The organism is Novosphingobium sp. KN65.2 (assembly GCF_001368935.1).
GTDB lineage: Bacteria > Pseudomonadota > Alphaproteobacteria > Sphingomonadales > Sphingomonadaceae > Novosphingobium > Novosphingobium mathurense.
This window is the reverse complement of record NZ_CCBH010000144.1, coordinates 89,472-115,762: the sequence shown is the minus strand read 5'-3', so window position 1 is coordinate 115,762 and position 26,291 is coordinate 89,472. Positions and strand designations below refer to the sequence as shown.

General features: G+C 64.7%; 25 protein-coding genes. 19 read left to right on the top strand and 6 right to left on the bottom strand.

From position 1 onward, the window contains the following. The first annotated feature begins 136 nt into the window (after window positions 1-136). From SPHV1_RS09665 to SPHV1_RS09650, 4 genes are all read left to right on the top strand, one after another. Window positions 137-799: an RNA polymerase sigma factor gene (locus SPHV1_RS09665; protein ID WP_231634604.1), complete on the top strand. Its 663-nt coding sequence runs from the start codon at window positions 137-139 to the stop codon at window positions 797-799. Next, on the top strand, window positions 796-1,815 hold the full coding sequence (locus SPHV1_RS09660; RefSeq protein WP_082430941.1) for a FecR family protein: 1,020 nt from the start codon (window positions 796-798) through the stop codon (window positions 1,813-1,815). The genes SPHV1_RS09665 and SPHV1_RS09660 overlap by 4 nt, the downstream gene beginning before the upstream one ends. A gap of 75 nt (window positions 1,816-1,890) precedes the next feature. Further along, window positions 1,891-4,455 carry a TonB-dependent receptor domain-containing protein gene (locus tag SPHV1_RS09655; protein WP_054945821.1) on the top strand — a complete coding sequence of 855 codons (2,565 nt, stop codon included), beginning with the start codon at window positions 1,891-1,893 and terminating at the stop codon, window positions 4,453-4,455. After that, window positions 4,449-6,611: an Atxe2 family lasso peptide isopeptidase gene (locus SPHV1_RS09650; RefSeq protein ID WP_054945820.1), complete on the top strand. Its 2,163-nt coding sequence runs from the start codon at window positions 4,449-4,451 to the stop codon at window positions 6,609-6,611. Before SPHV1_RS09655 ends, SPHV1_RS09650 begins: the two co-directional genes overlap by 7 nt. Window positions 6,612-6,617: 6 nt before the next feature. On the opposite strand, the gene SPHV1_RS09645 is transcribed toward SPHV1_RS09650, so the two are convergent. From SPHV1_RS09645 to SPHV1_RS09625, 6 genes are all read right to left on the bottom strand, one after another. Further along, window positions 6,618-8,402 (bottom strand): asparagine synthase C-terminal domain-containing protein, encoded by a 1,785-nt coding sequence (locus tag SPHV1_RS09645; RefSeq protein ID WP_054945819.1) that lies wholly within the window; start codon window positions 8,400-8,402, stop codon window positions 6,618-6,620. Then, a complete protein-coding gene (locus SPHV1_RS09640; RefSeq protein WP_054945818.1) occupies window positions 8,399-9,064 on the bottom strand; it encodes a lasso peptide biosynthesis B2 protein in 666 nt (221 codons plus the stop codon). The genes SPHV1_RS09645 and SPHV1_RS09640 overlap by 4 nt, the downstream gene beginning before the upstream one ends. A gap of 55 nt (window positions 9,065-9,119) precedes the next feature. Beyond that, window positions 9,120-9,254 carry a benenodin family lasso peptide gene (locus SPHV1_RS24960; RefSeq protein WP_156367311.1) on the bottom strand — a complete coding sequence of 45 codons (135 nt, stop codon included), beginning with the start codon at window positions 9,252-9,254 and terminating at the stop codon, window positions 9,120-9,122. Window positions 9,255-9,402: 148 nt separating this feature from the next. Continuing rightward, entirely contained in the window at window positions 9,403-10,026 is a 624-nt protein-coding gene (locus SPHV1_RS09635) for a GntR family transcriptional regulator (protein ID WP_156367310.1), read from the bottom strand. An 11-nt stretch (window positions 10,027-10,037) separates the two neighbouring features. Continuing rightward, on the bottom strand, window positions 10,038-10,451 hold the full coding sequence (locus SPHV1_RS09630) for a helix-turn-helix domain-containing protein (RefSeq protein WP_054945816.1): 414 nt from the start codon (window positions 10,449-10,451) through the stop codon (window positions 10,038-10,040). A 187-nt stretch (window positions 10,452-10,638) separates the two neighbouring features. Next, complete coding sequence (locus tag SPHV1_RS09625; protein ID WP_054945815.1) at window positions 10,639-11,037, bottom strand: hypothetical protein; 399 nt, start codon at window positions 11,035-11,037, stop codon at window positions 10,639-10,641. A gap of 617 nt (window positions 11,038-11,654) precedes the next feature. Here SPHV1_RS09625 and SPHV1_RS09615 point away from each other — a divergent pair. The 15 genes from SPHV1_RS09615 (at window position 11,655) to SPHV1_RS09545 (ending at window position 26,290) form a co-directional block, all read left to right on the top strand. Continuing rightward, on the top strand, window positions 11,655-12,491 hold the full coding sequence (locus SPHV1_RS09615) for a DsbC family protein (protein ID WP_231634603.1): 837 nt from the start codon (window positions 11,655-11,657) through the stop codon (window positions 12,489-12,491). Between the two features lie 184 nt (window positions 12,492-12,675). Continuing rightward, complete coding sequence (locus SPHV1_RS09610; protein ID WP_054945838.1) at window positions 12,676-13,002, top strand: hypothetical protein; 327 nt, start codon at window positions 12,676-12,678, stop codon at window positions 13,000-13,002. Between the two features lie 137 nt (window positions 13,003-13,139). Next, on the top strand, window positions 13,140-13,406 hold the full coding sequence (locus SPHV1_RS09605; RefSeq protein ID WP_054945813.1) for a type IV conjugative transfer system protein TraL: 267 nt from the start codon (window positions 13,140-13,142) through the stop codon (window positions 13,404-13,406). Window positions 13,407-13,414: 8 nt separating this feature from the next. Further along, a complete protein-coding gene (locus SPHV1_RS09600; RefSeq protein ID WP_054945812.1) occupies window positions 13,415-14,071 on the top strand; it encodes a TraE/TraK family type IV conjugative transfer system protein in 657 nt (218 codons plus the stop codon). Then, complete coding sequence (locus SPHV1_RS09595) at window positions 14,055-14,840, top strand: type-F conjugative transfer system secretin TraK (RefSeq protein WP_054945811.1); 786 nt, start codon at window positions 14,055-14,057, stop codon at window positions 14,838-14,840. The genes SPHV1_RS09600 and SPHV1_RS09595 overlap by 17 nt, the downstream gene beginning before the upstream one ends. Further along, the gene (locus tag SPHV1_RS25745; protein ID WP_082430940.1) at window positions 14,837-16,147 is read left to right on the top strand and encodes a TraB/VirB10 family protein; all 1,311 of its coding nucleotides are present in this window, start codon (window positions 14,837-14,839) and stop codon (window positions 16,145-16,147) included. Before SPHV1_RS09595 ends, SPHV1_RS25745 begins: the two co-directional genes overlap by 4 nt. A 50-nt stretch (window positions 16,148-16,197) precedes the next feature. After that, window positions 16,198-16,836, top strand: coding sequence for a TraV family lipoprotein (locus tag SPHV1_RS09585; RefSeq protein ID WP_054945810.1), 639 nt, complete (start codon window positions 16,198-16,200; stop codon window positions 16,834-16,836). After that, window positions 16,833-19,379: a TraC family protein gene (locus tag SPHV1_RS09580; RefSeq protein WP_054945809.1), complete on the top strand. Its 2,547-nt coding sequence runs from the start codon at window positions 16,833-16,835 to the stop codon at window positions 19,377-19,379. Before SPHV1_RS09585 ends, SPHV1_RS09580 begins: the two co-directional genes overlap by 4 nt. After that, a complete protein-coding gene (locus tag SPHV1_RS09575) occupies window positions 19,376-19,705 on the top strand; it encodes a hypothetical protein (RefSeq protein WP_054945808.1) in 330 nt (109 codons plus the stop codon). The genes SPHV1_RS09580 and SPHV1_RS09575 overlap by 4 nt, the downstream gene beginning before the upstream one ends. Then, window positions 19,705-20,409 carry a conjugal transfer protein TraW gene (locus tag SPHV1_RS09570; RefSeq protein WP_054945807.1) on the top strand — a complete coding sequence of 235 codons (705 nt, stop codon included), beginning with the start codon at window positions 19,705-19,707 and terminating at the stop codon, window positions 20,407-20,409. The genes SPHV1_RS09575 and SPHV1_RS09570 overlap by 1 nt, the downstream gene beginning before the upstream one ends. Continuing rightward, the gene (locus tag SPHV1_RS09565) at window positions 20,406-21,419 is read left to right on the top strand and encodes a TraU family protein (RefSeq protein ID WP_054945806.1); all 1,014 of its coding nucleotides are present in this window, start codon (window positions 20,406-20,408) and stop codon (window positions 21,417-21,419) included. Before SPHV1_RS09570 ends, SPHV1_RS09565 begins: the two co-directional genes overlap by 4 nt. Before the next feature lie 283 nt (window positions 21,420-21,702). Next, window positions 21,703-23,631: a hypothetical protein gene (locus tag SPHV1_RS09560; protein ID WP_054945805.1), complete on the top strand. Its 1,929-nt coding sequence runs from the start codon at window positions 21,703-21,705 to the stop codon at window positions 23,629-23,631. Next, the gene (traN, locus tag SPHV1_RS09555) at window positions 23,628-24,704 is read left to right on the top strand and encodes a conjugal transfer protein TraN (RefSeq protein WP_054945804.1); all 1,077 of its coding nucleotides are present in this window, start codon (window positions 23,628-23,630) and stop codon (window positions 24,702-24,704) included. Before SPHV1_RS09560 ends, traN begins: the two co-directional genes overlap by 4 nt. Window positions 24,705-24,978: 274 nt before the next feature. Then, window positions 24,979-25,710: a type-F conjugative transfer system pilin assembly protein TrbC gene (locus SPHV1_RS09550; protein ID WP_054945803.1), complete on the top strand. Its 732-nt coding sequence runs from the start codon at window positions 24,979-24,981 to the stop codon at window positions 25,708-25,710. Beyond that, window positions 25,682-26,290, top strand: coding sequence for a S26 family signal peptidase (locus SPHV1_RS09545; RefSeq protein WP_054945802.1), 609 nt, complete (start codon window positions 25,682-25,684; stop codon window positions 26,288-26,290). Before SPHV1_RS09550 ends, SPHV1_RS09545 begins: the two co-directional genes overlap by 29 nt. Window position 26,291 lies beyond the last annotated feature (1 nt).

The following is a 26,291-nucleotide window of genomic DNA, read 5'->3' as shown; positions in this document are numbered from 1 at the left end:
GATTTGTTCCATATCTCCAGCGCGAGACGGTAAATGCTGGCACCCGTCCTCAGGATAATCCTGCCAGGCATCATCACGCCCGTCCTCACTGGTCGGTCGGCTGGAGCAAAATCGCTCACGGCACACCTTAGTTCGAATGTCCCGCTTTTCCGGGACGCTTCGTTTCTGGCCGGCGCAGGCTATGTTGCCGATGCGCTCTCCGCACCTGTCACCGCGCAGATCCGACGCTCTGGACGATACCTCCTGCAGCGCCGATGCCGACATTGCACGCAGAGAAATCGAGGACATCGACGAGCATGAGCGGCAATTGACCGACCTGCTCTGCGCAGAGCGCCCTTGGCTGATCCGGTTCTTCCGCCGCCAGTCCCGGTTTGCCTCTCACGACGAAGCGGACGATCTTGCCCAGGAAGCCATCACCCGGTTTCTGCGCGCCGACCACTCCACCTCCCTGGCAACCCCGCAAGCCTATCTGCGGCGCATCGCGCAAAATCTTCTGATTGACCGGGCGGAACGCGGCTCCACCAAGATCGCCGAGCGGTCGGTGGGACTGATGGAAATCCATGACCTGGTTGCCCCTGACGATCAACACCGCGATCTGGTCGGCCGCGAGGAACTTCACCATTTCAATGCGATATTGCAGCAGCTCAAACCCCGAACCCTTGAGATATTCCTTCTGAGCCGCGTTGAGGGGTACACCTACAAACAGATCGCCAGTAAGCTCGGCGTGACCGTCTGGGGCGTCAAGTGGCATATGCTGAGAGCGATCGAACATGTTGACCGAAATCGGGGCACCCGATGAACATGGGGTACTGGTTCTCCCGCTCGCGCCGGATCGAGCGGCAAGCCTCCCGCTGGGTCATGCTCATGATCGACGATCCGCACAAGTATTCGGGTCGCGTGCAGCGGTGGATGGAGCGGAGTCCTGAACATCGCGCGACCTATAGCCGCATAGTCGCGGGACTGGGCCGTGCCGGAAACGCGGCCGCGATGTTACCGGAACTGCAGGAATTCATGGTGCGCAAAGCTACTCCGCCAGCGAGACAAGCTCGCAGCCCGCTGGCTCTCGCGGCCCTCGCCGGACTGGCTATCATTAGCGTGGCGGCACTTTATCAGTTCAAGGCTGGTGATCCGCGTCCTGTGCCGATAGCCACCGCGAATATCTTCAACGCCGAGCCCGGCAAGAAAACAATCGAGCTCGCCGACGGATCGCACGTCACCTTGTTTGGCGCGACAAGGCTGGCCGTGCGCCTCAGCGCGCATGAGCGGCGCATCGATCTGTTGAGCGGACGAGCGCGCTTTGAAGTCAGCCACGACGCCTCGCGTCCCTTTGTCGTTATCGCAGGGGGCGGCAGTGTCACCGCGCTGGGCACATTGTTCGAAGTCGAGGTCGGAGCGAAGGTCGCTGTACACCTGCTGCGCGGGCGGATCCGGGTGGTCATGCCCAAGGCCGTGCCGGCCAGTACCCCCCGCGATGTCATCCTGACAGCGGGTCAGGATGTGTCCTACACATCTGAGGGCAGTGCCGATGAAGCCGCTGGTCACATTGCGCCTGCTCAGGCAGCACGAGACGAGGCTGGTACGGATGGCCCGAAGCGAACATTTGACGACGTGCCGGTGTCCACGATCGTTGCTGCCGCGAATAGGCAGTTCGACGTTCAGATCGAACTGGCCGATCCGTCCATCGGCCAGGAAAAAATCTTTGCTGAACTAAATTTTTTGAACCCTGAATCCGTTGCCCGAAAACTGGCGGAAATCCTCGATCTTTCCATAGACCGCAGCCGTCCCAGACGCCTTCGTCTGACGAGAACCAACTAACCACTTTTCTCGTAACCCGGTCTTCCCCTGTTGACCCCGCCGGAATGTGAAGGGCGGACCAACAGGGGGTACGACATGAGACCAAATCGGGGAGTTCTTCTGGCAGGCGCAGCCATTCTCGCGCTTGCAACTACGGAAACGGCCTGCGCACAGGATACCGGCCAGCAGACCTACGATATTGCCGAAACCGACCTCAAATACGCTCTTGGCGCCGTGGCCCGCCAGGCCGGCTTCGAACTGGTCGTGCGCAGCGATGCCGTTCAGGGCAAGCAATCCGCGGCAATCCACGGAAACTATACCCCGCGCGAAGCGATCGAGCTGCTGCTTCGCGGCAGCGGACTTCGTGCGGAAATCAAGGACGGAACGATTTTCGTCAGCAGAGTTCCGGCCGCCACCCCGGCCAAAATCAGCGCAGGCACGGAGACATCTGAGATCCTCGTGACCGGCTCGCGCGTTCGCGGGGCACCGATCGCATCGCCCACCATCAGCATCACCCACGCGGACATGGTCAATGCGGGCCAAACGCGCATGGCCGATGTGGTGCGCGATATCCCGCAGAATTTCGGCGGCGGAACCAATCCGGGGATCGGCTTTGCGGTCCCGGAATCGAAGGGTAATAGCCTGGGCAGCGCTTCGTCGATCAACCTCCGCGGTCTGGGTTCGGACGCCACGTTGACGCTGCTCAACGGCCACCGGCTGACCTACAATGCGGCTGATCAGGGCATCGACATCTCCGCCATTCCACTTGCCACGGTGGAGCGTATCGAGATCGTGGCCGATGGCGCCTCGGCGCTTTACGGCTCGGATGCGGTTGGGGGCGTTGCCAATATCATCCTCAAGTCCGATTTCGATGGCGTCGGGATCAGCGCGCGCATTGCCGGATCGACCGAGGGTGGCGGCTTTCAACAGCAATACGGCGCAACGGCAGGACAGGTATGGAATTCGGGCGGAGTGATCGTCGCCTACGAGTTCGAACGCGACAATGCGCTCATGGGCCGGCACCGGGACTACACCAAGGACCGCCCGGCCCTCACCCTGTTCCCGTCCATCAAGCGGCACAATGTCCTTGTGAGCGCGCACCAGGAACTGACGAGTTCGCTGACCTTTTCCGTCGATGCTCTCTACAACCGGCGGCGAACCGAGCGCAGCTACGCCTCGACGACTGACCCGGATTTTCAGGTGGCGGGCAACTACCGGGGGGACAAGTCGAACGCCTATGCCATCGCGCCCGAACTTGCCTGGGACCTTGGCGCCACGCGCCTCACGCTTTCCGGCATGTATGGCGTTGACAGAACGCACTACCTCGCCAATGTCTATCGTGGCGGCAGCCTCATTTTCCAGTCGGCCGGGTGCTACTGCAACAAGGCCCAGGCAATCGAACTGTCGGGCGAGACCCCGCTGTTTGCCCTCGGCGGCGGGGATGCCCGGATCGCCTATGGCGCGGGATACCGCAACAACGACCTTCACGGGTTCCGCACCCTCGGCGCGGTACAGGACATCCGGGCCTCGCAGGACAGCTACTACGGCTTTGCCGAGTTGAATCTGCCGCTCGTCGGCCCGCAAGACGAACTGTCGTTCTTGCACCGCCTCAATGTAAGCGCGGCCGTGCGCTACGAGGACTATCCGGGCATCGACCGGATCGCGACACCCAAGCTCGGCCTGATCCTGGCTCCGAGCGAGGACTTCGAGATCAAGGCCTCGTGGGGCAAGTCCTTCAAGGCTCCCACGCTCTACCAGGGCTACAGCGACAAGGTCGCGGTGGTGGACGCTGCTGTCTACTATGGCGGGGGCAGCTACCCCTCGTCGGCCCAGGTGCTGGAAGTTACCGGTGGCAACCCGAACCTGAAGCCGGAACGGGCATCGACCTGGACGGTGACATTCGCGGCGCATCCGGTCGCAGTGCCCAATCTCCGCTTCGAGATCAGCTACTTCAATGTGCACTACCGTGACCGGGTACTGCAGCCGGTCACCTATCTCTCGCAGGCATTGAGCAACGCCGTTTACGCGGACCAGGTATCCTTCGACCCTTCGGTTGCCGACCAGCAGGCCGCGCTCGCCGATGCCCTGTTCTACGACTATTCTCCGGCGGGCTACGATCCTGCCGCGGTCGTCGCCATCGTCACCAACAACTATCAGAACATCGCACGCCAGGTTGTCCAGGGCGTCGATGGATCGCTGCGCTACCAGGCCGATGTCGGCGCGGCGGGTCGCCTGTTGTTCAACGCCTCGGCCTCGTATCTGGAAAGCCGGCAGCAATCGAGCCCGCTGCAGCCCAGCGCCGCCCTTGCCGGCAACATCTTCAATCCGCCCCATCTTCGCGGACGTTTCGGCGTCACCTGGGAGAACGGGCCCTTCACCGCTGCCCTCAATGGAAACTACATCGGCCCGGTCAAGGACATACGCTCTGCGCCCTCGGTTCGCGTCGGCTCGATGACCACGTTCGATATCAACCTGCGCTACGAGTGGGGGCCGGGCAACGAAACCCTGAGCGGGCTCAGCATCGGGCTGTTTGTCCAGAACGCGCTCAACACCCGGCCCGATCTGATCGACTCGCCCCGGCTCTACCAGGCCCCCTACGATTCGACGAACTACTCGCCATTCGGCCGGGTGCTGGCCTTGAGCCTTGCCAAGAAATGGTAGCGAACGCCTCCTGCCTGAAGCCGGCGACCTTGTCCCTTGCCGCCGCATTCGCCGCGTTCACTGCCACCCCGGGCGCCGCGCAGGCCGGCGTCCGGGGAACCCGGGATCCTTGCGCAGGCGTGCTGGCAAGCCCGTTCGCCTCGCCTTCCCAACGGACCGCCTCTGCCCGGGATCTCGTGAGGCTGAGAGACGTTGGCTTCTACACCGGCTTTGCTCGCAAGAGCCCCCTCGGTGTCGCACCGGACGGGCGCAGGATCGGCTACGTGATCACACGGGCCGATCCTGAGACCAACGCCTGGTGTCAGGCGCTCGTTGTCCAGGATTTGGATGCGCCCGAACCGCGGGTCGTGGACACTGGCGGCACGTATATTCCCGTCATCCGCTATATTCGCGGCAACCGCACGAACACAGGCGCACCCGATGTGATCCGCCCGGCCTGGTCGCCCGATGGCAAATGGCTCGCTTACCGCAAGCGCGTGGACGGCATCACGCAGGTGTGGCGTGTGCGCGCCGATGGCAGCGAAAGTCACCAGGTGACCCACTCGGACGTCGATGTCGCCGACACCGGGTGGTCCCCTGACGGCAAGAGCCTGCTTTTCACCCGCGAGACCGGCGTGCTGGAAGCCGATGAGGCCATCAGGCAGGAAGGCCACGTCGGGTATCACTACGACGCGCGAACAACGCCCTTCTCGGGGATGGAACCGGCCGTTTCCGGACCGCGTCCGCTCGAATACCTCGCGATCGATCTTGCGACCGGCAAGATCCGCCCTGCCACCGAAAGCGAGAGGCACATTCTGGGAGAGCCAACTTTCGAGGGCCTTCCGGCCGGTTCCTCGAATGTCACGCAAAGCCGCGACGGCACCCTTATCTGGACCACCGCCAGCGACCCGAAACTCCTGATGAGTCCCCGGACCATCTGGCTCAAAAATTCTGGCGGGCCGGCTGTCGCATGCACCGCGCCCGCCTGCCGCGACATGAAGCGCGATGTCGAAGCGCTGTTCTGGGACGGCACCGCCGTGCTTTTCCTGAAGCGGGAAGGCTGGGCGGACGCCAGGACCGTACTCTACCGATGGGCGCCCGGAGCCGCCGCGCGCCGCCTTCACGAAACCGAGGATCTCCTGATGGGCTGCACGCTCACGGGACAACACCTGCTGTGCATGCGCGAGGGCACGCGCCAGCCCCGCAGGATCGTGAGCATCGACACCCGCACGGGAAAGGAGACGGTGATCTACGACCCGAACCCGGTCTTCCAGAACCTGAAGCTCGGTCGGACCAAGCGCCTCTACTGGCGTAATCGCTATGGTTTGCCGGCCTTCGGGGATCTCGTGCTGCCGCCGGGCTATGCCGGGGAAAAGCCGCTTCCCCTCATCGTGGTTCAATACATAACCCGGGGTTTCCTGCGAGGCGGCACGGGCGATGAATATCCGATCTGGCTATTCGCCGCCCATGGCTTTGCGGTGCTGAGCGTTCAGACCCCGCCGATGTTCCACGAGAGCCTGCCCGACGGCACGGTGCGAACCTGGCAGGAGGCCGAAGCCGCCGATACCAAGGGCTGGCGCGAAAGGTGGAGCACCCTCACCTCGGTGCTGGCGGGAATTGCCGCGGCGAAAAACGAAGTTTCCATCGATCCTGCGCGCATTGGCATTACCGGCCTTAGCGACGGGGCAACCACGGTGCAGTTCGCGCTGGTCAACGTGCCCAATACGTTCGCAGCCGCGGCCGTATCATCGTGTTGCATGGGGCCGGTGTCCATGCGTGTAACCGGTGGCCCGGCCTTCTATGCGCAGCTGCGCGGCGCAGGCTATCCCTCGCTGGCGAAAGACGATCCGGCCTTCTGGAGGGCGCTGTCGCTGGCCGAGAATGCCGGGCGGATCAGGGTGCCCCTGCTCATGCAGCTCGCCGATCACGAAGCCCCGCTGGGGCTCGATGCCTACACGCGCCTGCACGATCACGGCGCTCCGGTGGACCTCTTCGTGTTTCCGGGAGAATATCACACCAAGACGCAGCCCGCCCATCGTCTCGCCATCTACGAGCGCAACCTGGCCTGGTTCGATTTCTGGCTGGGCGAACATGCCGGGCCGTACGTACCGCAATCGGATGATGTACGGCGATGGCGCGCGATGCGAGAAGGCCTGGCCACGACACACACGCCCTGACGGCCGTCACGCCGCACTTTGCTCCCGAGACAGAACGCTGCGCACCCACATCTCGACATCGAGCAATTTCAGGATACGCAAGGACGCCTGCCCCGTCAGCGGCGCATTGCCGTCGAGCGCGGCAGCGAGGACTTCGATATCCAGCAGCCCTCGCCCGGCCAGTTCACCTTGACAGAGCCAATCGCGGATCTGCCTGCGATCCCGTTCAAGAACGCGCACCACGAACCCGTCGGGACCGCCCTTCTCGCGGCGATCGAGGATTTCAGGAGGAAGGCGATCGGCAAAGGCCCGCCGCGCGATCCAGCGATCACGCCCGCCCCTGCACCACAGCGATGCCGGGATGCGCAGGCACAGTTCGACGACTGGTTGGGCCAGCAGCGGGGAGATGATGGGGCGGTCCCGCTCGCGCGCCAGGCCTTCGAGATGGTTCTGGATGTTCATGATCGAGGCGATGTGCCCGGCCTTTCCCGGTGTCGCCCCGCGCGGGGCAACGAGCCAGGGATGATCGAGGCGTGCCGGAGAACCATTCCTGATCCGCTCGTTCAGAAAGGTCAGATCGCGCGGCCAGCGAAAGCCGGGAGAGCGCAGCCAGGCCCGCCGCATGGCTTTGCCCAAGACATGGAGCACACTGGTTTGCGCCAGGCGCGCAAGGTCGCGGGCGGTCACCAGGGCCGCGAGCGGTTCGCCCCGCCGCAGATGATCGGCGACCGGAGCCGCGGAAAGGAGGTAGCAGAAGACATTGTCCCCGCCCCCGCCACCGAGGTACGCCCCTGCCCCGAATTCATCGGCCATCTGCTGGCAGGCCCGGTCGATCGACTGCGCGAAGCCGCGTGAAATCGGGCGCGGCAGGTGCGCGCTGTCGCATTGTGTCAGATCCACCGAATCGATATCCTCGAACCTTTCGACGAGCGGTGCACCGCAGGCCCTGGCCATCGCCCGCGCATAGTGCCGTTCATCGCCCAGCGGTTCCTGTGTCGCCATGGTGAGGCCGGTGAAGCGCGCGCCGATCGTTGAAAGACTGGCCGCCACGATCGAGGAATCGAGCCCGCCCGACAGGGTCAACACCATGTGCTCGTAGGGCATCGTCAGCGACCGAACGCATTGCACGATCGTCTTGCGCAGGAGCGAGGCCGCCTGCTCCTCGTCGAAGAGCTGCCTATCGCGCGCCGCGAAAGTCCAGGGCGACCATAGTGCATCGATCGCCGGATGCTCGGCGTGGATGGACAGGCGCTCTCCACCGAGCAGTTCGGTCAGCCCGCGAATGCAGGATCGTGCCCGTCGCAGTTGGCTCGCCTGGAGATGGACGGCGAGTTCCTCCCAGTCGATGTCCAGGGGCAGTTCCCCGCACTGGCTGGCAATGTCGATGTCCGAGGAGATGACGGTCACGCGGTCCTGCAAGTGGTAATAGCAGGGCATGCCGGCAGAGGGATCGCGGATGACGGAAACCTCGCTGCCTTCACCGCGCACGACAAACGCGACATATCCGCCCCAGAACTCGCGCACCAGCGAGGCGCCGGCGGATTTCAGAACAGCGTCGCAAGCCAAGGACTTGAGCGTAGTCAGGCTGGTGTCGCCAAGGCCGGAAAAGACCTGCCCGAGAAGGATCAACTCACCCTCGCTGGTAACCGAAGTCACGACCGAGCAGCTGGTCACCATGCGCAGGCGACCTGACGAGATCATGCGGGCATCAGGCCCCAAGAGGCGCTGCGCGCGCTCGATTCGCTGATCAATCTCCGGCGACTGCCATCCAGGATGCGGCAGGATCCAGGCGATGTAGCGCGGCCGGCTCATACGGCCAGGATCGGCGTGAACTGGCGAACGCGCTCGAGGCTATCGTTGAGGAGCGTATCCCCGGCCTGGACCCAGGCATGGGCCTGGAAAGGGTTGATCGCAACGCCGATCACGAGCTCGCAGGCGTGTCCGCTCGCACGCAGCGTTCCGGCGAGCGCGAGTGAACGAGACAGGCAATTGCGCAATGGCGTGACCAATAGCCCCGCCGCTTCGAAGGCCCAGCAGATCCGCCTCGCATCCTCGAAAATGTTCGTACCGGCATTGTGCTCGAGCCGGCATGCCGATAGCTCGCTGACGAGATCAGAGAGCGGGCGCGTCTTCAGCTCATGCTGGGAGCGCTTGAGAGCCCAGGCTGCGCGCGCCTGGCGCCACGCACCAATGGGCAAACGCTCTGTGTCGAGCAGACTTGTCGCAGGATGAAATGCAGGCATGAAGGGCAGAATTGAACCCTGCCCGCTTACCTGCTCCAAGATGCCATCGCGCACCAGGCCATCCAGTATCGCGGGATCTCCATCCTCCGGATGGTGCTCGTCCACAAGCCGCAAGAAGGCCGCTTCGCACCGCGCGGGAAGCCCGAAATACCGGTCGCTGCGAAGATCGAGAAAGATGGCGCGTTCACCGAGACGGGCAAACGAAACGCCTTGTGCCAGAACCAGGCCCATGCCCAAGCCCCTTGTGGAGCGGTGCACGCCCGAAGGCGCACACCGCGGGTAGAAGTCAGTCGTCGGAAATGCCGGTCTGGATCCGAAGACCGACCTGGTCGGCGGCAACGTCGCCGTTGCCCTCGGTGCGCTCGCTGACCGCGCCGAGTTCGATCACACCCTCTTCGATGTGCTGGGTTTCACGTTCCATGGGAACCTCCTTCTGTCTGCCGCGGGATTGCGGCCTGAAGGATGCTATGCCCGGGCGTGCGTATACCCGATCACATAAGTTCCCAATCTGGGAGGGATGGCAGGGGCGTGCCGATAGCCGATCCCTGACACCCTAAAACGCTCGTCTTTCAAGGGACATAGATCGCGCGGACAATGGCCGGCACCCGCCGCAACCGGCGCCTGTGGTAGGCGCGTATCGCCGCGATCGCGGTCGAAGCCGGACCGGCGGCCAGCGCGCTCCAGACCGTCATGAGTTCGGCTGACCGGTCGCCGAGCTGGAATTCATGAAGGCGCGCGAGGTGGAGTCGGCTGCCGATAGCCTCGATCGCCGCGCCATGTTCGCCATTACGCGACGAACGACCTACCACTGCGAATAGGTCGCTCGTGGCCTGGACAATGGCTTCGGGATCGTCGTCGCGCAGCGCCAGCAAGCGTGGCAGCAGATCTTCTGCGTCAGCGCCGAAATCGCGGTGCCGCAAGGCAAGGCGCACGACATCCTGGTGCCATGCATAGAGGTTTGCAAGGGCACTGGCTTCGAAGTGCGGGACCTCGAAACCGCCCCCTGCCTGATGGTGCAACAGCCTTTCAGCGGCTAGGCGCTGCATGGCATCGCGCACCGGCGAAATGCTGGTCCCGAATTCCTGGGCGATGCTGTGCGAAATGACCGGTGTTCCAGGCCGGAACCGGCCGTGCATCACCTCGCGCTTCAGGCGCTGGTAGGTGAGTTCGGCGGTCACCGGTTCTGGCGCCACGCGCGAAAACCTCAGGCGCCTGCCGCCGACGGCGGATGATCGCCGGCAGGCCGGACCTGCTTGCCCAGGGTTTCCAGATAATAGTCGCCGATGCACTTGATCGTGTGATCCTTGAGACCGGCAAAGTGATCGACGATGAAGCCTACCGGGAATTTCATGTCGCTCTCCATGAACAGGAGCGGCACGAGAAGGTAGGAGACAGGCAGGCCGAGCGCTGCCGCGCACTTGATGTGCAGATCGATGGTCGAGCGGGGATTGCCCGCTTCGATCTCGCGAATCCAGCGCGCACCGATGCCGATCGTGCCGGCCAGTTGACGCTGCGTGATGCGTGCATGCTTGCGCCGCTCCTCGATGGTTCTGCCGGACAGCAGCTTCATCTCGTCCAGCAATTCATGGCCGCTTTGGGCACTGAGATATCGGGACATGTCCAGGACTCCCTGAAAACCGCCCAAAAAGGTTCGGAGCTTGGCCCGACAATCTCTATTGCTGGTGCCTTATACGCCGACGGTCAAATACAACAGTTTCCAAATTGAGAAGAACTTGCGCACACACTCTTTGGAAGAGGCCACAAGAACCGCTTTAAACACGCAAGACAGGCAAGAAACGGCGATTTCACAATTTTAATTGAGAATGCGCCTTGAGCAACCGACTGTCGTCCGTTGCTTCAAAGCCCAGGAGTCCGGCGATGTAGAGGTCCCGCACCGTAGGGGCTGCGGCAAAATCGGTAGATTCGCCCAACCTTGCTCGGATCGCATCCATGCGCTCGGCAAGTTGCGGGGTGGCCCCCACGAAGTGCGGCGTGCTCCCGCAGCTGCGAGCGAAGCGCTGCGTAACGAGTTCGGCCGCGATGTCACAGGGGGCAAGCCCTTCCAGCACGCTCACCGCAACGCCCAGTGTCTGCCCATAGGGAATGAACGCGCCGACAAGGCCGGCAAGGCGGCAGTGGCAGGCAAGGTACAGCGACACGCCGTCAGCGGACAGCATCAGCTTGTAGGTTCTCGATTTGCGCATCGTGCTGTGACCTCCCTTCAGCGATTCGCCGCTTCTTCCCCTGTTGAGACGCTCCTGGCCGAAAATCGGGCAGTTCAGGCTGTGCGCTGCGCGCAATAATGGGTGCTTTCAAGGCCGATAGCGGAACTCCAGTGCCGATGTGGGCGCTTGAGTGCCCCGACAAGGTCTTGAGTGCCCTCGTTCTTGCAGCACTCCCCCACTCATCGTCATGACAATGGTCGACCCACAGGGAACGGAACGCCTTGGCCCGACAGCCCCGGCTTACCGCCAAAGCCCTGGTTCAATCACCAATGATCCCCCGTTCGTTTCCGAAGCGGGAACGTTCCCGCGAAAGGAGGCCTCGTGCCCGATGCCCGACCCCATGCGCATGGCACTACTCGCGATGCTCCCCTTAATGCCGCTCACGGCGTGCAACGTGGCGGCGAGGTTGGATCCGCCACCGCCCATCCGCCCGCCAAGCCGCATCGTTGCCACCTCGCATGGCTTCGCGATCGAAAGGATCGGCCCTGATGAAGAGCGGCATTCCAGCGCTGCGCTGGTCCCGCTCGGCCGCACGATCCGCCTCGATCCGGCGCTTCTTCCGTTTCCCTCGTCCTTTCCCATCAGGAGCACGCCCCATGCCCCTTCCCCGCAAAACGATCCAACGCAGGCGATCGGCGACCGCCACGATGCTGGTTCTCAGCCTGATCGGTACGACGCCGTCCCTCGCCCAGACAGGACCGACAACGACCGGTAGCGATGCCCAGGTTCTGAGCCAGGCGGCGGAGGCCGCGCAGCGCCAGCTCCACCAGACCTTCACCAACCTTACATTCGAGGAATTCGGTCCCGCCCCGATCAAGGGCGCGATCTACCAGGCCTTCGCCGGCGGGCGGGTGATCTACTATGCCCCGGCGAGCGGCCACATAGTCTTCGGCACGGTCTACGACAGGAACGGCCTCAACGTGACCGCGCTGGCCCAGGAGGCCAGCGCCAGGAAGCGCTTCAAGCTCATTGATCCCAAGAAGGCGCTGGCCATCGGTCCGGTCGCAGCACCCACCGTGATCGAGTTCACCGATCCCGACTGCCCCTATTGCCGCGCGCTCGACCGGTTCTGGGCGGCCAAGGCCGCCGAAGGCAAGCCGGTACGCCGCCTCATCTATTTCGTGAGCAAGATCCACCCGCAATCCGCGGCCAAGGCCGAGCATATCCTGTGCTCGAAGGACCAGGCCGCCGCCTTCCACGCCATCTACGCCGGCGCCGATCCGCAAACGCTACTGACCTGCGAGGAAGGCAAGGCGCGCGTTGCCGAGGATGCAGCACTGGTCGAGGCGATGGGCATTGGCGGGACGCCGACGCTAATCGCCGGCGGCAAGCTCATCTCAGGCTTCCGCCAGGCCGAGCTCGAGGCCTTCCTCGACGGCAAGCAGGCCGGGCATTCTGTCGAAAGCGAGAGCGGCGACAATGCCGCGCGCTGACCTGCAACACCCCCATCTGGCGGACGCCAGCTGCCTGGCCTTCGATGCCGCGGCGCGGCGGACCGGAATGCCGGCACGCGCGGTCCTCTCGGAGCCGCCCGCCTCGCGCGACGGCAGGCAGCGATATTCCATCGATGCCGAAAGGCTCAAGTCCCGGCGGCTCCCATCTGATGGAGCACAAACAATGATCCCAAAACTCCGGCGGAATGCCCTCGCCGTCCCCAACATGCTCGCCAATCTTGGCCTCCCCCTGGCCCTGATGGTGCTCTTCAGCACCGGTGCCCACGCCTTCACGGCACCGGCGGTGGGCGATCTTGGCTACGACATCTACGACATCGTCGTGAACAAGGGCGTCAAGGGCCCGCTCGGCTTTGTCGGCGGCGTCGCGGCCTTCCTCTTCGGCGTCTCGCGGCTCTTTTCCAACGTCATGGTCGGCATCCCGACCATCGTTGCCGCGGTGTGCCTGATCAAGTCGGACACCATCCTCCAGACCTTTGGAATGGTGATCTGACATGCGGTGCGCGGACCTTTCGGGTTGTCCCCTTGGCCCGCGGGGCCCGCGCACCGCGCCCCGGACCGAAGGCCGATGGTCGGCCTTTGGAAAATGGCGCCTGGCGACAGGTGTCATGAAGCAGGAGGAGAAGGGCATTGGACGAACGTCTGCCCCAGTATCTGCACGGCCCGGTCCAGATCCTATGGTTCGGCTCGGACGAGTTCATTCTGGTCATGTCGACGATCTTCGTTGCCGCCATCGTCGGCGGGATCGTCGGATGGACGCTCATCGGCGCCCTTCTCCTTTTCATCCCCTGGAAGCGGGCCCGCCCGCGCGGCTTCCTCTCCCATCTCGCCTGGCGCTGGGGCCTCGTGCGCTTTGCCCACTACCCGGGTCCCACCCAGACCCGCTTCTTCGAGTGAGACCGACAATGGCGCTGTTTCGCAATGGCATTCGTGGCGACAAGGACGTGGCCTCGCGGCCCGACCCACTCGCGGGCAAGCCCGCAAGTTTCGGCATCCATCGCTACCTGCAAGGCTCGGCCAACCTCTTCGAGGAAAACCGGCTCCTCAAGTTCGCGATTTGCGGAACGCTGGGGGTGACGGCGGTACTGGGCATGCTGCTCTACACCACCAACCAGAACCAGCGCACGGTGATCGTGCCCTTCGGTGCGGGCGGCGATCTCTACGTCACCGGCAATACGCCCTCGTCAGGATACCTGCGCACCATGACCCGCAATGTGGTCAGCCTTGCCGGGACATATTCGGCCTACAGCGCCGATCGGCAGTTCCAGGAACTGCTGAGCCTTGCGCATCCCAGCGCCTACAACGGCCTTCGCGACAGCTTCAACGCCATTCTCGACGAGCTCGCGAGCAATCCGACACTCTCGATTGCGACCTACGTCCGGTCCGACCAGCCCGTGACCTGGACCAGGAGCGAGATCGTGGTGCCCGTCGAGAAGGTGCGCATCATCGGCGGGGTCGTGCGCAAGTTCCGGGGCAATTTCCGGATCGGCTACGCGATCGACAACGGCCGCTTCTGGCTCACCCGCCTCTCCGAGGAAAAGTTCGATGCCGAAACCCACTAGGCGCAGCCCAAAACGCGCGGGCGACACCGCGCTGCTCGCCGCCGTCATGGTCGCGCTTCCCACCCCCGCGCCGGCGCAGACCGTGATGGCCCTGCCCGACCAGACGAGCACCATTCGCCTCTCCAACCGCGATATCAACCATGTGGTCTGCGAGGGCGGCGAGATCGAGGACGTGCGCTTTTCCGCGGAGAAGGCGATCGCGGTTGAAAAGGCCCGATCGGACGCCTGGATCAAGTTCCTGGTGAAGGAAATCGATGAGCTGGGCGCGGTCACCAGAAGCTACGTCACCACTCCTTCGGAATTCTTCGTCTCGTGCAATGGCGCGATCTACACGCTTTATGCCGAACCTTCGGATATTCCGGCGCAAACCGTGACCCTGGCCCCGGGGCGCCCCCAGCGTGCAAAGGCCAACGCCGATCTGCTGGGCCCCCTGGTCGAGGAAGAACGCGCGGTTTCTATCAGCCTTGCCATGCTGCAGGACCGGCTGCCCGCAAGCTTCGCCGCAGTAGCGCCTGCCTCGGGCACGATCGCGCTCCCCGCCCTTCCCGGCATTGAACTGACGGAACGCCGGCGCGTCGCAGTCGAAGGCGCGGAGCTTTCGGCATCGGAATACCTTGTCAGCCCGGCGGCAAGCGTGACTCTCGACGAGCGCAACTTCCTCGACCGGAGCCTTGGCACCAACATCTTCGCGGTCACGCTCGACCGTCTCGTCCTCAAGGCGGGCGAGACCGCGCGCCTCGTCGTCATCCGCAGGGGAGAGGCGCAATGAGCAATGACACGCGCCGCCCGGGGAACACGCGTCCGGCGCACAGCGGGCATGAAGGTAAGCCCGAAGGCAGGGAAGCCGACAAGGACATCCGCCCCGGAACGCCCCTGATGCATCCCTCGCTTGTCGATGTGCTGCGCGCGCGCTGGGACACGCTCGGATCGGGCACGCGCCTTCGCGTCAAGCAGGCAACACTTCTCGGCGCCGTCGGGCTGCTTGGCTATGCGCTCTATACCGCCAGCAGCGCGGGCGATGAACCCGAGGCCGACACGCCCGAAGCATCGACCCTCAACATGGGCGCGGGCCTTCGCGGCGACAGCCTCGAGGAGAAGCTGCGCGGCGATTTCAAGAAGGTCCTCGACGACCAGAAGCTGCTGGGCGACCGGCTCGCCGCGATCGAGGAAGGCAAGGCTCCGGGCCAGGCCGGCGCCCCGGCCCTCGGCGAAGACCTGGGCGATCTGCCACCGGCACTGGACGGAGACATACCCTCCTTTCCGCCCCCGCCCGAAGGCATTCCCGACACCATCACGGCCATGCCGCCGCTGCCGCCCTCAGCCCCGCCTGCACCGCCTGTCGAGAAGGTGGTTGGCGCGATCGGGTCTGCGACGAGCCCGGTGCTCGCCAAGGGCACCGAGGGAGCGGCAGCGGACTCGAAAAAAAAGAATCGGACGATCTATTTACCGCCTGGTTTCATGAAGGCGCGGCTCCTGACCGGCGTTGATGCCCTGGCAAGCCGCGATGCGACCTCGAACCCCGAGCCGATCATCGCCCGGGTCCAGGCGCCGGCCGTCCTGCCCAATGACGTCAAGGCGAACCTCTCCGGGTGCTTCGTCATCGGCAATGCCACCGGCAGCCTCGCCAAGGAGCGGGTCGAGGTCCAGCTGGTGAGCCTCTCGTGCGTCGACTTCGATGAACATTCCGTCGTCGATCAACCGGTCAAGGGCTTCTTCGTCGATGCCGATGGCAAGAAGGGCCTCTCGGGCCGCGTGGTGACGCGGGCCGGGGCCGCCCTTGCCCGCAGTTTCATAGCCGGCACCATCAGCGGGATCAGCCAGAGCGTCGAGAATACCTTTGGTGAAACCTCGACCTCGGCGCTCGGCACGGTGCGCTCGCTCGACGCCGCCGATGCCGCGAAGACCGGCATCGCGGGTGGGCTTTCCAAGTCCTCGGACAAGCTCACCGACTTCTACCTCGATCTTGCCCGCCAGGCGGGGCCAATCGTCGAGGTGGGCGCCGCCAAGGACGTGGTCGTCGTCATCCAGGAGGGCGTTGCCCTCGAAATCAAGCCCGGCGCGGGATCGCAGTTCTGATGCCCTGCTTTCCCTCATTGCACCGCTGCTCAACATCCGGAGAAGCCCCCATGGTCCTGCTCCCCGATTATTCCAAGCCGCGAGCCACGGGCCTGATTGCACCTGTTCTGATGGCCCTTGCAGCATCGCTTTCCGGCTGCGCCTCGCTCGGGTCGGTCATGTCGCCCTACCCGGAAAAGTTCTCCTGCAAGAACCCCGATCATGGTCAGTGCATCCACCCCGAGGACGCCTACGAGGACGCGCGCGCGGGCCGCAAGGGACGCTCGGATCCGGCCGTGACCAACGACAGGAAGCTGCTGCGCGATCGCGGCAAGGCTGCCGGTAACTTGCGCGACAGTGCCCGCGACGCAGCGGGCGCCTTCGCCGGCTACCGCGACAGCGTCTACCGCGAACTCCAGGGCCTGGTCGAGGCCCCGGTGACGCCGATGCTGAAGTCGGGCGAGACCGTGCGCACGCTGATCCTGCCCTATGCCGACCGGCAGCGGGCCGACCGGCTCTTCATGCCGCGCTACGTCTATTCGATCCTTGAACGCCCGACCTGGGTGGTGGGCGGTTATCTCGTAAAGCCCGTATCCCCTGCCGCGCAGCTGCCGGTGCTGGGACAGATCCGCGAAAAGCCCGTCGATGGCATCGCTACCGACGGCCCAGGGCATGCTGAACCCATGCCAGCATCGGAGACCGGCCAATGAGCGCCCGCCCCAACAGGGACAGGATCGGCGATCTCAGCTTCGCGGCGCTGCGCCGGCAGGTTTCGCGGGACTCCTACTCCGATCACCTCCCACTCGTCGCCTGGGCCGAGGAGGAAGGCGCGTTCCTCACGATCGACGATGGTTGGGGCTACGCCTGGGAACTGACACCCAGCGCCTACATGTTCGCACATGTGCACTCGGCGCTGTTGGGTCTGCTCAACATTCATTTCGAGCCCGGCACCGTGCTGCAGATCATCAGCTTTGCCGATCCGCTCATCGACGGCGCGCTTGATGCCTTCCTTGACCTCAAGACCCGCGACGATCCGCTGATCCAGGCTTCGGCGCGGCGCACTTACGATTACCTGCGCGACGGACGCCATGGGCTTGGCGCGCTGCACGGTATCCCGGTGCGGAACTTCCGCACCTTCCTGGCAGTCAAGACGCGCAAGCCATTGGGCCGCGATCCAAGGCGCCAGATCGAGGAGCAACTAGCACGCCTCGGGATCGCACCGATGCCGCCAGAGGCCCTGATGGCCTTCTACCGCCGCGTCTTCAACGGCGTGTTCACCTCGGCTCCGGGCCATTTCTCCAACGGCACCAGCGATGGCAGCGCGCCGCGCCCCTTGCGCAAGCAGATCATCGATGCCGGGCCGGACTTGCTGTTCGAGGGCCCCGAAGTCTTCCTCGGCGGCCAGGTCGCACGCTGCCTCACGCCAAAGGCGCCTGCGCGGCGGATCACCGCGGAACGGGCCAGTAGGCTGACCGGCGGAATCCGCGGATCTGCCGAGGACAGCGACCAGATCGGCGGCCCCTTCCTCTACACCCTGAACGTGCTCTTCGATCACAGCGCGTTCGAGATCCACAAGCGCGCGCAGATTCTCTCGGCCCAGAAGGCCGCAGGCTCCTTCGCGGTCGAGGTCGGCAAGCAGATCGAGGAAATCAGCTGGGTGCTCGACGAGGCCGGGAGCAGCCGCTTCGTGCGCGTCATCCCCTCGGTCTGGGTCTTCGGCGAAACCCGAGGGCAAGCGCGAGAAATGGCCGCGCGCGCAAGGCGGTTGTGGGAAGCCGAGCCCCTGCCCTTCATGATGCAGGAGGAAAGCTACCTCAATCCGATCCTGCTCCCCATGAGCCTGCCTTTCGGGCTCTATGCTGACGGCAAGACGCTGCGCATGCTCGAGCGCGATTTTCGCATGCCGGTGAAAGCCGCCGTGCTGATGAGCCCGATCCAGACCGACTTTCGCGGCGGCGGGCGTCCGGCCCTCCTCTACACCGGCCGCAAGGGCCAGCTCATCACGCTCGATCTCTTCGATCCACGCATCAACAACTACAACTTCATCGTCTCGGCCGAGTCCGGCGCGGGCAAGAGCTTCCTCCTCAACAACCTGTGCCAGCAGTACTACGCGAGCGGCGCGCTCATCCGCATCATCGATATCGGCGGCTCCTACCGCAAGCTCTGTACCCTGTGCTCGGGCCGCTACATCGACCTTGGCGAGGAACGCCTGGTCCTCAATCCCTTCGACCTTGGCCTTGCGATCGACGGCGAGGACAAGCAGTCCGCGATCGCCATGGCCGTTGCCATCGTCGCCGAAATGGCCAACGCGGCCACCCGCAAAGGCGTTTCCACCTCGGAATGGAACCTGCTCAAATCCGCTGTCCAGTGGACCATTGATACTGGCCGTGCCGAACGCGGCATCGATGCCGTGCGCGAGTGGCTCGGAAGCTATCCGGCCCAGACCCGGACCGATCTCGACAAGGTCGAGCATCTCCTCCCCGTCGCGCGCGAGCTGGCCTTCAACTTGCGCGACTTCGGGTCGGACGGCGCCTACGGTCACTACTTCAACGGTCCATCGACCTTCGATATCTCGAGCGACGAGTTCGTGGTGCTCGAACTCGAACGCCTCAAGAACATGCCCGACCTCTTCAACGTCGTGGTCATGGTGGTGATGAACGCGGTCACTCAGGAACTCTACCTCTCGGGCCGCGACCGGCCAAGGTTCGTGCTCTGCGACGAGGCCGCGCAGTTCATGACCCGCAGCGACGGCCAGGACCTCTCGCGCCTCGCCGAAGCCTTCGGACAAGGCTACCGTCGCGCACGCAAGTACCAGGGCAGCTTCGGCATCGTCATGCAGTCGATGAACGACCTCCTGCTCTTCGGCGGCACCGGCCAGGTCATCCTCGAAAATGCGGCAACGCGCTTTCTGCTCCAGGGTTCGACGTACGAGAAGGCGGTCGAGAACAAGATCCTCGACTACTCGCCCTTCGTGCTCGACCTCCTGAAGTCGGTCCGCAACAACAAGCCCAACTACTCCGAAGTCTTCATCGACTCCCCGCTGGGTCTGGGTATCGCCCGGCTCGTCGTCGATCCCTTCAGCTACTGGATCAACACCTCGGCGCCGACCGAAGTCGCCGCCTTCGAGGCGCTCATTCGCCGAGGCCGCTCACCGCTTGAGGCCGTCTGCGAACTTGCAGAGGTCGATCCCGCCGAAATCCTCGGCACCCGTCCGCCGCTCCTTCTCACCGCGCAGGATGAGGAGGCAGCATGATGCGAACGCGCCCCAGCCACCCCGACCAGATGAGCCTCGACTGGAGCAAGGATGCCGAGATCGAGCGTATCATCGAGGCGCGCGTTGCCATTCGCGCAGAGGCCGCGGCCCTGCGCTGGCGCTTCCGGCTGATCCTTGTCGAAAGCGTCATGATGACAGCCCTGGTGCTGGCAGCAGGCTTCATGCTGGGGCAGCCCACCGCGCTGGTACTGCGCGGCGCGTTCCTTGTCGGCATCGCCTGCTTTGCAAGCGGCATGCTGCTCATCGTGCTCTCAGGTGCCGCATGCCACCTCTCCGCGCGCCTGCGCCGCGGGAGGCACCGGTGATGAGGCCCCTGCCCCCGCAGCACGATCACGCGCGCGCGGTTGCCCTGTTCCAGGCCGCGACCATCGCCTCGCTGGTGCTCGCTTCCGCCCTGCTCGGCGCCACTGCCAAGGGCGCGACTTCGACGATCGGGCGCACATGGCCCATCGCCGAGCCGGATGCCCTCTCGGAAATCGAGGCCCGCACCGCCAGACTCCCTGCCGACATGCGAGCGCAGTTTGGTCCGCGCTCCAGATGGTCGGCCATGAAGGCGGCCTCACTGACGCCCGCCACCGTCAACCGGACGCGAAATGTGGTTCCCTTCTACACGCTCGATACCGAAATCCGCCTGCCGGACGGCAAGGTGCTCTACCCCAAGGGCTTCACCTTCAATCCGCTCGACTACGTGGCGCTTCCCCAGCGCCTCGTAGTCGTCCGGCCCCGCGATCTCGCCTGGGCTCTCCAGACAGCGCGCTTGAGCGATTTCATCCTGCTGGCGGCAGGCGATGCACGGGATGAGGACGCGATCACGCTGTCCGAGCGCACGGGCCGGCCGATCTTCATTCTGGAAGAGCGCGTGAAGCAGCGTCTCGGCCTTACCGTCGCGCCGGTCGTGGTGCGCCAGCAGGGCAAAAGGCTCGAACTCACCGAAGTCCGCCTCGATCGGCGCGGGAACCGAAAGGATGCCACGACTACGCCCGCCAGCGAACGCAGGCCCCAGCCATGAACCGCTCACGCGTCCGAAACTCCCTTGGAGCAGCCCTGCTTTTCGCCTCAAGCCTGGCAGCGAGTCCGGCCCAGGCATCGTCCTGCCCGGCAGGCACGGTGTTCAATCCCGTAACCAAGGTGCGCTGGAACTGCATCTTCCCCATCACGATCGGCGGCGTGCGCGTGGGCAGCACCGACAAGCTCTCGCGCGAGCTCGACGCGCAGTCCTCCTCCAAGCCGCTGTGCGCCTGTCGCAAGGGGGCGACATTCTGGTTCGGCGTCAAGGTGAGCTTCTGGTCCCCGAACCGCATGATCGATGTCGTGACCGAGCCAGGCTGCATGATGGCTCTGGGTGCCGATCTCATGCCCACGCACGGCCGCCTCCAGGGCAGCCAGAGCTCGATTTCGGACGGGACGAACACGCGCAAGATGTTCGCGCAGATGCACTACTACATCTCGCCGGTCTGGAAGATGCTCGACATGTTCACCGACCTGCCCTGCCTCGAGGACGACGGTTTCGACGTAGCGATGATCACCGAGGTCCTGCCGACCTGGCAATCGGGAACGCTTGGTGCGATCATTCAGCCCGAGGGCATACTTTTTGGCAATCCCGCGGCGGGACTTGCCTGCATGGCTGACAGCGCGGCGGCCGCCGCGGGCAAGGTCATCGATCCGCTATTCTGGTGCATGGGTTCGTGGGGCGCGACGTACCCGGTCGCGGGCGACATCCATTTCGATGACAGTGTCGAGGCCTGGGCAGGCCTGGCGGCGCGCGGCACATTCATGATGGGGCGGCTCGGCGCGCTTACCATTTCCTCGGCCGACGGCTGCTCGTTCATCCCCCAGCCCATCTGGACCAAGAGCCGCTACAAGTATCAGCTCATGGAGCCGGTCAAGGGCGGCAAGTGCGTGAACGTCGGGCGTCCGGGCGCGCTGTGGTCCTCGGCCAAGCATGCCCCGGGGCAGGACAACGCCCAGTTCATGCTCTTCGAGAAAGTCATCTGCTGCGCAGGAGTGAGCACGCCATGAGCGCTCCCCCTGCCCGCATCTCACCCCATCCTCTTTTCGCGCGCGGCCCGGTCCCGCAATGGTCTGCCCGCCACAGCCACGAAGGCTGCCGGGACGCGCGCGGAACAGGAGCGGCCTTGCCTGCCCCCGGGCAGGGTCGCTCCGCCCCCGGTCGGCATGGCTGCCGGCGGATCCCCGGAACGTTCGCCCTCTCAACCGTCCCGGGCTCCGCCGCGGCCATGCCGGCCACCCTTGGCCATCATGCTCCCATCGGGGTCCGGCCTGCTCCCGGAGGGAGCGGGCAATGAGACGCTGGCCATGCCTTGCCGTGAGCACGATCGTTCTGCTTCCCGCCGCCCTCCAGGCCCAGGGCGTGGAAGAGCGCGCCAAAACCGCGGCCAGCGCCTCGCGGGCAAAGACCGGGACCAGCGATGTGCTTCTCGATACCTACGTGACGCCCGCCATGAGCGGAGAGGCCGTGACGACGATCGATGGCAGCAAGAGCTTCACGCCCACCATCGCCTGCCAGAAGAGCGCGAAGCTGCTCGAAGTGCTGATCCAGCCTTCGGGAACCGGCGACATCGGCCTCGTTCGCATCTCGCGCGACACCGACATGGACGGTACTTTCGATACCAACTCGAACTTGCCCGTCCCGGTTTCGGGCATCTGCGCCAATGGCGTGCTCTCCTGCGATCCCGGCACTTGGACCAATTGCCGCGCCTTTCGCTGGGACGTGGATGCGGCGAAGAACCTGAAACTGACCGAGGTCCAGATGCCCGAACTTGCCGGATGCTATTGCGTCAATGCCAGCTGCGGCAGTAATCTCGTCTTCGGCAACCTGGCAACCGTCCTCAAGGACCTTGGCGGCGGAATGGTCGGCGCGCTAACCACCGCGTTCCCGGCGGTCGGTGTTGCCGAGGCGCGGATCAACGGGCCCGTGATCGACTATGTCGGCGCACAAACCACCAGTTGTACCGGCGGCGATGCTGCCGCCGAAACCGCCTACCGCAAGAATCCCACCGCGATCGGCGGCGATGCCTTTGCGCTGAGCTCCACGAACTCGGTGTTCCAGGCCCTGCAAGGCTCGGCGGCCGGCTCCGGCAAGGCCGAAGTGACCCGTGCATGCACGATCGAGCGGGAGATCAAAGTCCGCTCCTGGAGCTTCGACGATGTGCTGGGAGTGTCAGGCGCGGTGCAGACGGTCACGAGTTGCGGTACCGATTGCCGGCGCTACCGGATCGGCGGCGACGGGAACTGCAACGATGTGCCCCCGCTTTTCAGCGCGACCATCGATACTCATGCGCCCGATCGCATCGTCTCGGCCCGCGTCGTCGGCCTGGGCGCCGACGACTGGGTCCAGGGTCGCGTCAACGGCCAAATCATTGGCTCGACCGGTAAACGTCCCTGGCTCACCGATGGCCTGCCGACAGGTGATTGCCGCCAGGGCGGCAGCGATCCCTATGTCCCGCTCGATATCGATATTGCTCCGCTTCTCAAGGCCGGTTCGACCACTGTGGCCGCAAGGGTGCGCGGCGGCGGCGATGGCCGCCAGGGCTACATCGACATCGAGATCACCGCGAAAACGGGATGCGATGTGAGCGAGCGGCTGATCGACCTGTGCGCCGCCAATGCCGCTGACGACACATGCCGTCTCTACAATGAGACGGTCGATGGGGTAGCTACGGTCGTGAACGGGGTAGGCACCGGCCTTCGTCCCCTTGCCGGGACCCGCCTGTTCGGGACCGGCGCCTGCACCTTCCAATTCGCCCGCGACTTCTTCAGCCGCGAGCGGCAATACCGCTGCATCGTCGATAGCGCAGCCCTACCGGAACCCGATCTCAGCCGCGGCGCTTACGTCATCGACCACTCGACCGAGACCCTGCTCGCCGATCGCCAAACCGCGTCCGATGGCACTGTCACGACCTCGACGCGACCCTTCAGCCTGCCGGAGCGGGGCTCGGTGCCGACGTGCGAAGCGATCTGCAAGACGCGCGCGCCGCGCGCCAATACCGATGCAGCGCCTGCCGGTGTGGTTGGCGCAAAACAGAACGATCCCGCCGGCTACGACACCTTCTATCACGTCTGCAACAGCGCCAATGCCTGTCCTGCAGGCCCCGGTGAACAAATTGTAAGCGCCTGCGGCTGCCTCGATGATTTTCCCGAGGCCGTGGTCATGATGCAGACCGTCCGGCTCGCAGGCGCAGACATGGTCTGCACGAGTGCTGTGCGATGAGAGCCTCCCGCCTTCTCCTTGCACTCATGGCTGGCGCAAGCTTTGCCGTCACAGCGCCTGTCCATGCCGAAGCGCTCTGCGCTGCCGATCTCGACGGCAACGGCGATGCCGCCGCGCCCGGCGAAGCTGCCAGCTGCCTTGCAACCACCAGCGGGAACTGGCTTTGCCCGATCGAAGCGGTGAACTGTGTAGCGGGCACCGATGGCTCCTACGCCTGCCCGCTCGGGGACCAATTCGCTTGCGAAATACCCTCCTCGGGCAGCACTCCCGCCTGTTCACCCCACGCCTGCCTCGATACCGATGCGACACCGATCGCAGAGGAACCCGCCATAAACGATCCGGGCGTTCCGGCCGATGGGGCGCTCGATGCCGAGGGGAACTGCACCGCTAGAATCGAGATCTTTTCCGGCCGCGCCATGCGTTGCCGCCCTCCGGGACTTTCCGACAGCTTCCAGAATTGCTGCAAGGACAAGGGCAAGATCGTCAAGGACGGCATGGGCTCGTCGGTTGCCTCGATCGGCACCAAGATCGCGGTCGCCAAGGGCGTCTTCACCGGCATGAAAGCCGCCTATACCGCCTTCAAGGCCGGCGCCACGGCAGGCGAAGCCGCCAGCGCAGGCGCAAACGCGCTCATCGTCGGGATCGATCCGACCTCGATCGCGATCAGCCTTGCCGTCAACTTCATGATCGAGGTCCTGCTCGCGGGCTGCGACCAGGAAGACATGGAGACCGGCATGCTGCGCGGCTCGGACATGTGCCACGAAGTCGGCACCTACTGTTCCTCCAAGATCCTGGGCGTCTGTGTCCAGAAGGCCAAAGGGCACTGCTGCTTCAACACCCGGCTCGGGCGCATCATCCAGGAACAGGGCCGCCCCCAGCTCATCGCCTTCAACCAGACAGGCTGGGGCACACCCAAACATCCCTACTGCCGCGGCTTCACGCCGGAAGAGTTCCAGGCCCTCGACTTCTCGAAGATGGATCTCTCCGAATACTACTCGGACATCGAAGCACGCACCCAGAGCGAAATACAAATCGATATGGAGGCAAGGATCGATGCCTACTTCCGCCCTTGAGGATTTGGCTGATGCCGGGCTGCGAACGGGCATGTTCTGCGCTTCCGGTGCTCACGTTCAATCGAACCCCGTTCATCCTGAGCGTGTCGAAGGATCTGCGCCGGTTCTCGAACCTACCCATTCTCGCTCCGGCCTGAGCCAAATCCGCGTTGCGCTATGGTCAGTTATCCCGATTCTGGCGCTTTCACTGGCCTCTCCGGTCTCTGCACAGGAGACATCGGACAAAAGCTCAGCCGGGACCAAAAATCCGGTCGCACAGCAGGGTGACGCGGCCATGGATCGGCTGAAGGAGGCCGTGAGCCGGCAGAAGACGGACACCGTATCGGGACCGACCGCGCTGCCCGACCTGCCCGACGAACAGCGCCGCCGGGCCTTCGATGGTCTGCGGGCGCGGACACCTGCGCCGGAACTGGCGGCACGGGCACGTCGGGGACTCGAGGCAGCGCGCGAGGGTGTGGCGACAGAGCGTGAGACGATGGCCCGGCGCATGGCACAGGCCTTGGGGTTGGACGCGCCCGATGCAGTGGCGGTCGCGGATGCCGTGCAAACACCCGCAGCCAATAGCTGGGTGCCGGTGCTGTTCGTCTCGTCCTCGATGCCGGTTGCGGTGCTGCGCACTTACGCGGGCCAGCTCGAGAAAGCGGGCGGGCTCATGGCGTTTCGCGGAATGCCGGGCGGGCTGACGCGTGTCGGGCCGATGGCCAAGCTTTCCGCCAAGATCCTGCGCCTCGATCCGGGCTGCGAAGGCCCGGCCTGCGCGATGCGGGGCGTCCAGATCATCGTCGATCCACTGGTGTTTCGCCAGCACGGCGTCACGCGCGTCCCCGCCCTCGCCATGATCCCGGGCGATCCGGCCCAGCCCTATTGCGAGCGCGACGACGGCGCGCCGGTAAGCCCGCATCTGGTCTACGGCGATGCGGCGCTATCCGGACTGCTTGGCGAATACGCCCGCCTCGGCGGCAGACAGGAGGTGCGCGATGCTGAAGCTCGTCTGGAAAACCGCTAGGTCCGCCTGGCCCGGCATACGCGACCTGCCGCTGCGCGCCGCCGTGGCGCTGGGAAGCGCGGGGCTGGGCGAGCCGGTGCGCCCAACCCGGCTCTGGAAGGCCTACGCCATCGTGCTGCCTGTCGGGCTCCTCGCCTGCTGGGCGATCCCACAGGTCACCTGGGTCATGAGCCCCTCGATCCCCGCCATCGCGGTGCGCGCCGATCCCGGCCCCATCCGCAAGGGAGACTTCGTGATGTTCACGCTCTCGCATCCGCTAGCGGGGCCCGAGCCCGTCAATGTGACCAAGGAAGCGCTGTGCCTGCCCGGTGATAGGATCGCTATGGTCGAGCACCCCTCGATGCAGCCCTCCCTGCGAGCAGGCAAGACCGATGGCTGGTACTACTGCAACGGTGAGCTTCTGGGCATTTCCAAACCGGTTGGCCGCAATGGGCAAGCCCTCACGCACTGGATGCCTGCGGAACCGCTTATTCCCGAAGGCATGATCTACGTTGGTTCGCCCCATCCCGATGGCTTCGACAGCCGCTATTACGGCCCTGTGGCGATCAGCCGCCTCACCCGCATGAGGAAGGTGCTGTGAA

Excerpts from the sequence above, each read along its gene's own strand:
- SPHV1_RS09575 (WP_054945808.1), top strand. The coding sequence starts at position 19,376 with ATGATGCGAACGCGCCCCAGCCACCCCGACCAGATGAGCCTCGACTGG.
- traN (WP_054945804.1), top strand. The coding sequence starts at position 23,628 with ATGAGAGCCTCCCGCCTTCTCCTTGCACTCATGGCTGGCGCAAGCTTT.
- SPHV1_RS09595 (WP_054945811.1), top strand. The coding sequence starts at position 14,055 with ATGCCGAAACCCACTAGGCGCAGCCCAAAACGCGCGGGCGACACCGCG.
- SPHV1_RS09640 (WP_054945818.1), bottom strand. The coding sequence starts at position 9,064 with ATGGGCCTGGTTCTGGCACAAGGCGTTTCGTTTGCCCGTCTCGGTGAA.
- SPHV1_RS09660 (WP_082430941.1), top strand. The coding sequence starts at position 796 with ATGAACATGGGGTACTGGTTCTCCCGCTCGCGCCGGATCGAGCGGCAA.
- SPHV1_RS25745 (WP_082430940.1), top strand. The coding sequence starts at position 14,837 with ATGAGCAATGACACGCGCCGCCCGGGGAACACGCGTCCGGCGCACAGC.
- SPHV1_RS09545 (WP_054945802.1), top strand. The coding sequence starts at position 25,682 with ATGCTGAAGCTCGTCTGGAAAACCGCTAGGTCCGCCTGGCCCGGCATA.
- SPHV1_RS09615 (WP_231634603.1), top strand. The coding sequence starts at position 11,655 with ATGCCCCTTCCCCGCAAAACGATCCAACGCAGGCGATCGGCGACCGCC.
- SPHV1_RS09625 (WP_054945815.1), bottom strand. The coding sequence starts at position 11,037 with ATGCGCAAATCGAGAACCTACAAGCTGATGCTGTCCGCTGACGGCGTG.
- SPHV1_RS24960 (WP_156367311.1), bottom strand. The coding sequence starts at position 9,254 with ATGGAACGTGAAACCCAGCACATCGAAGAGGGTGTGATCGAACTCGGC.
- SPHV1_RS09645 (WP_054945819.1), bottom strand. The coding sequence starts at position 8,402 with ATGAGCCGGCCGCGCTACATCGCCTGGATCCTGCCGCATCCTGGATGG.
- SPHV1_RS09585 (WP_054945810.1), top strand. The coding sequence starts at position 16,198 with ATGGTCCTGCTCCCCGATTATTCCAAGCCGCGAGCCACGGGCCTGATT.
- SPHV1_RS09580 (WP_054945809.1), top strand. The coding sequence starts at position 16,833 with ATGAGCGCCCGCCCCAACAGGGACAGGATCGGCGATCTCAGCTTCGCG.
- SPHV1_RS09610 (WP_054945838.1), top strand. The coding sequence starts at position 12,676 with ATGATCCCAAAACTCCGGCGGAATGCCCTCGCCGTCCCCAACATGCTC.
- SPHV1_RS09550 (WP_054945803.1), top strand. The coding sequence starts at position 24,979 with ATGGATCGGCTGAAGGAGGCCGTGAGCCGGCAGAAGACGGACACCGTA.
- SPHV1_RS09630 (WP_054945816.1), bottom strand. The coding sequence starts at position 10,451 with ATGTCCCGATATCTCAGTGCCCAAAGCGGCCATGAATTGCTGGACGAG.
- SPHV1_RS09600 (WP_054945812.1), top strand. The coding sequence starts at position 13,415 with ATGGCGCTGTTTCGCAATGGCATTCGTGGCGACAAGGACGTGGCCTCG.
- SPHV1_RS09570 (WP_054945807.1), top strand. The coding sequence starts at position 19,705 with ATGAGGCCCCTGCCCCCGCAGCACGATCACGCGCGCGCGGTTGCCCTG.
- SPHV1_RS09565 (WP_054945806.1), top strand. The coding sequence starts at position 20,406 with ATGAACCGCTCACGCGTCCGAAACTCCCTTGGAGCAGCCCTGCTTTTC.
- SPHV1_RS09665 (WP_231634604.1), top strand. The coding sequence starts at position 137 with ATGTCCCGCTTTTCCGGGACGCTTCGTTTCTGGCCGGCGCAGGCTATG.
- SPHV1_RS09650 (WP_054945820.1), top strand. The coding sequence starts at position 4,449 with ATGGTAGCGAACGCCTCCTGCCTGAAGCCGGCGACCTTGTCCCTTGCC.
- SPHV1_RS09560 (WP_054945805.1), top strand. The coding sequence starts at position 21,703 with ATGAGACGCTGGCCATGCCTTGCCGTGAGCACGATCGTTCTGCTTCCC.
- SPHV1_RS09655 (WP_054945821.1), top strand. The coding sequence starts at position 1,891 with ATGAGACCAAATCGGGGAGTTCTTCTGGCAGGCGCAGCCATTCTCGCG.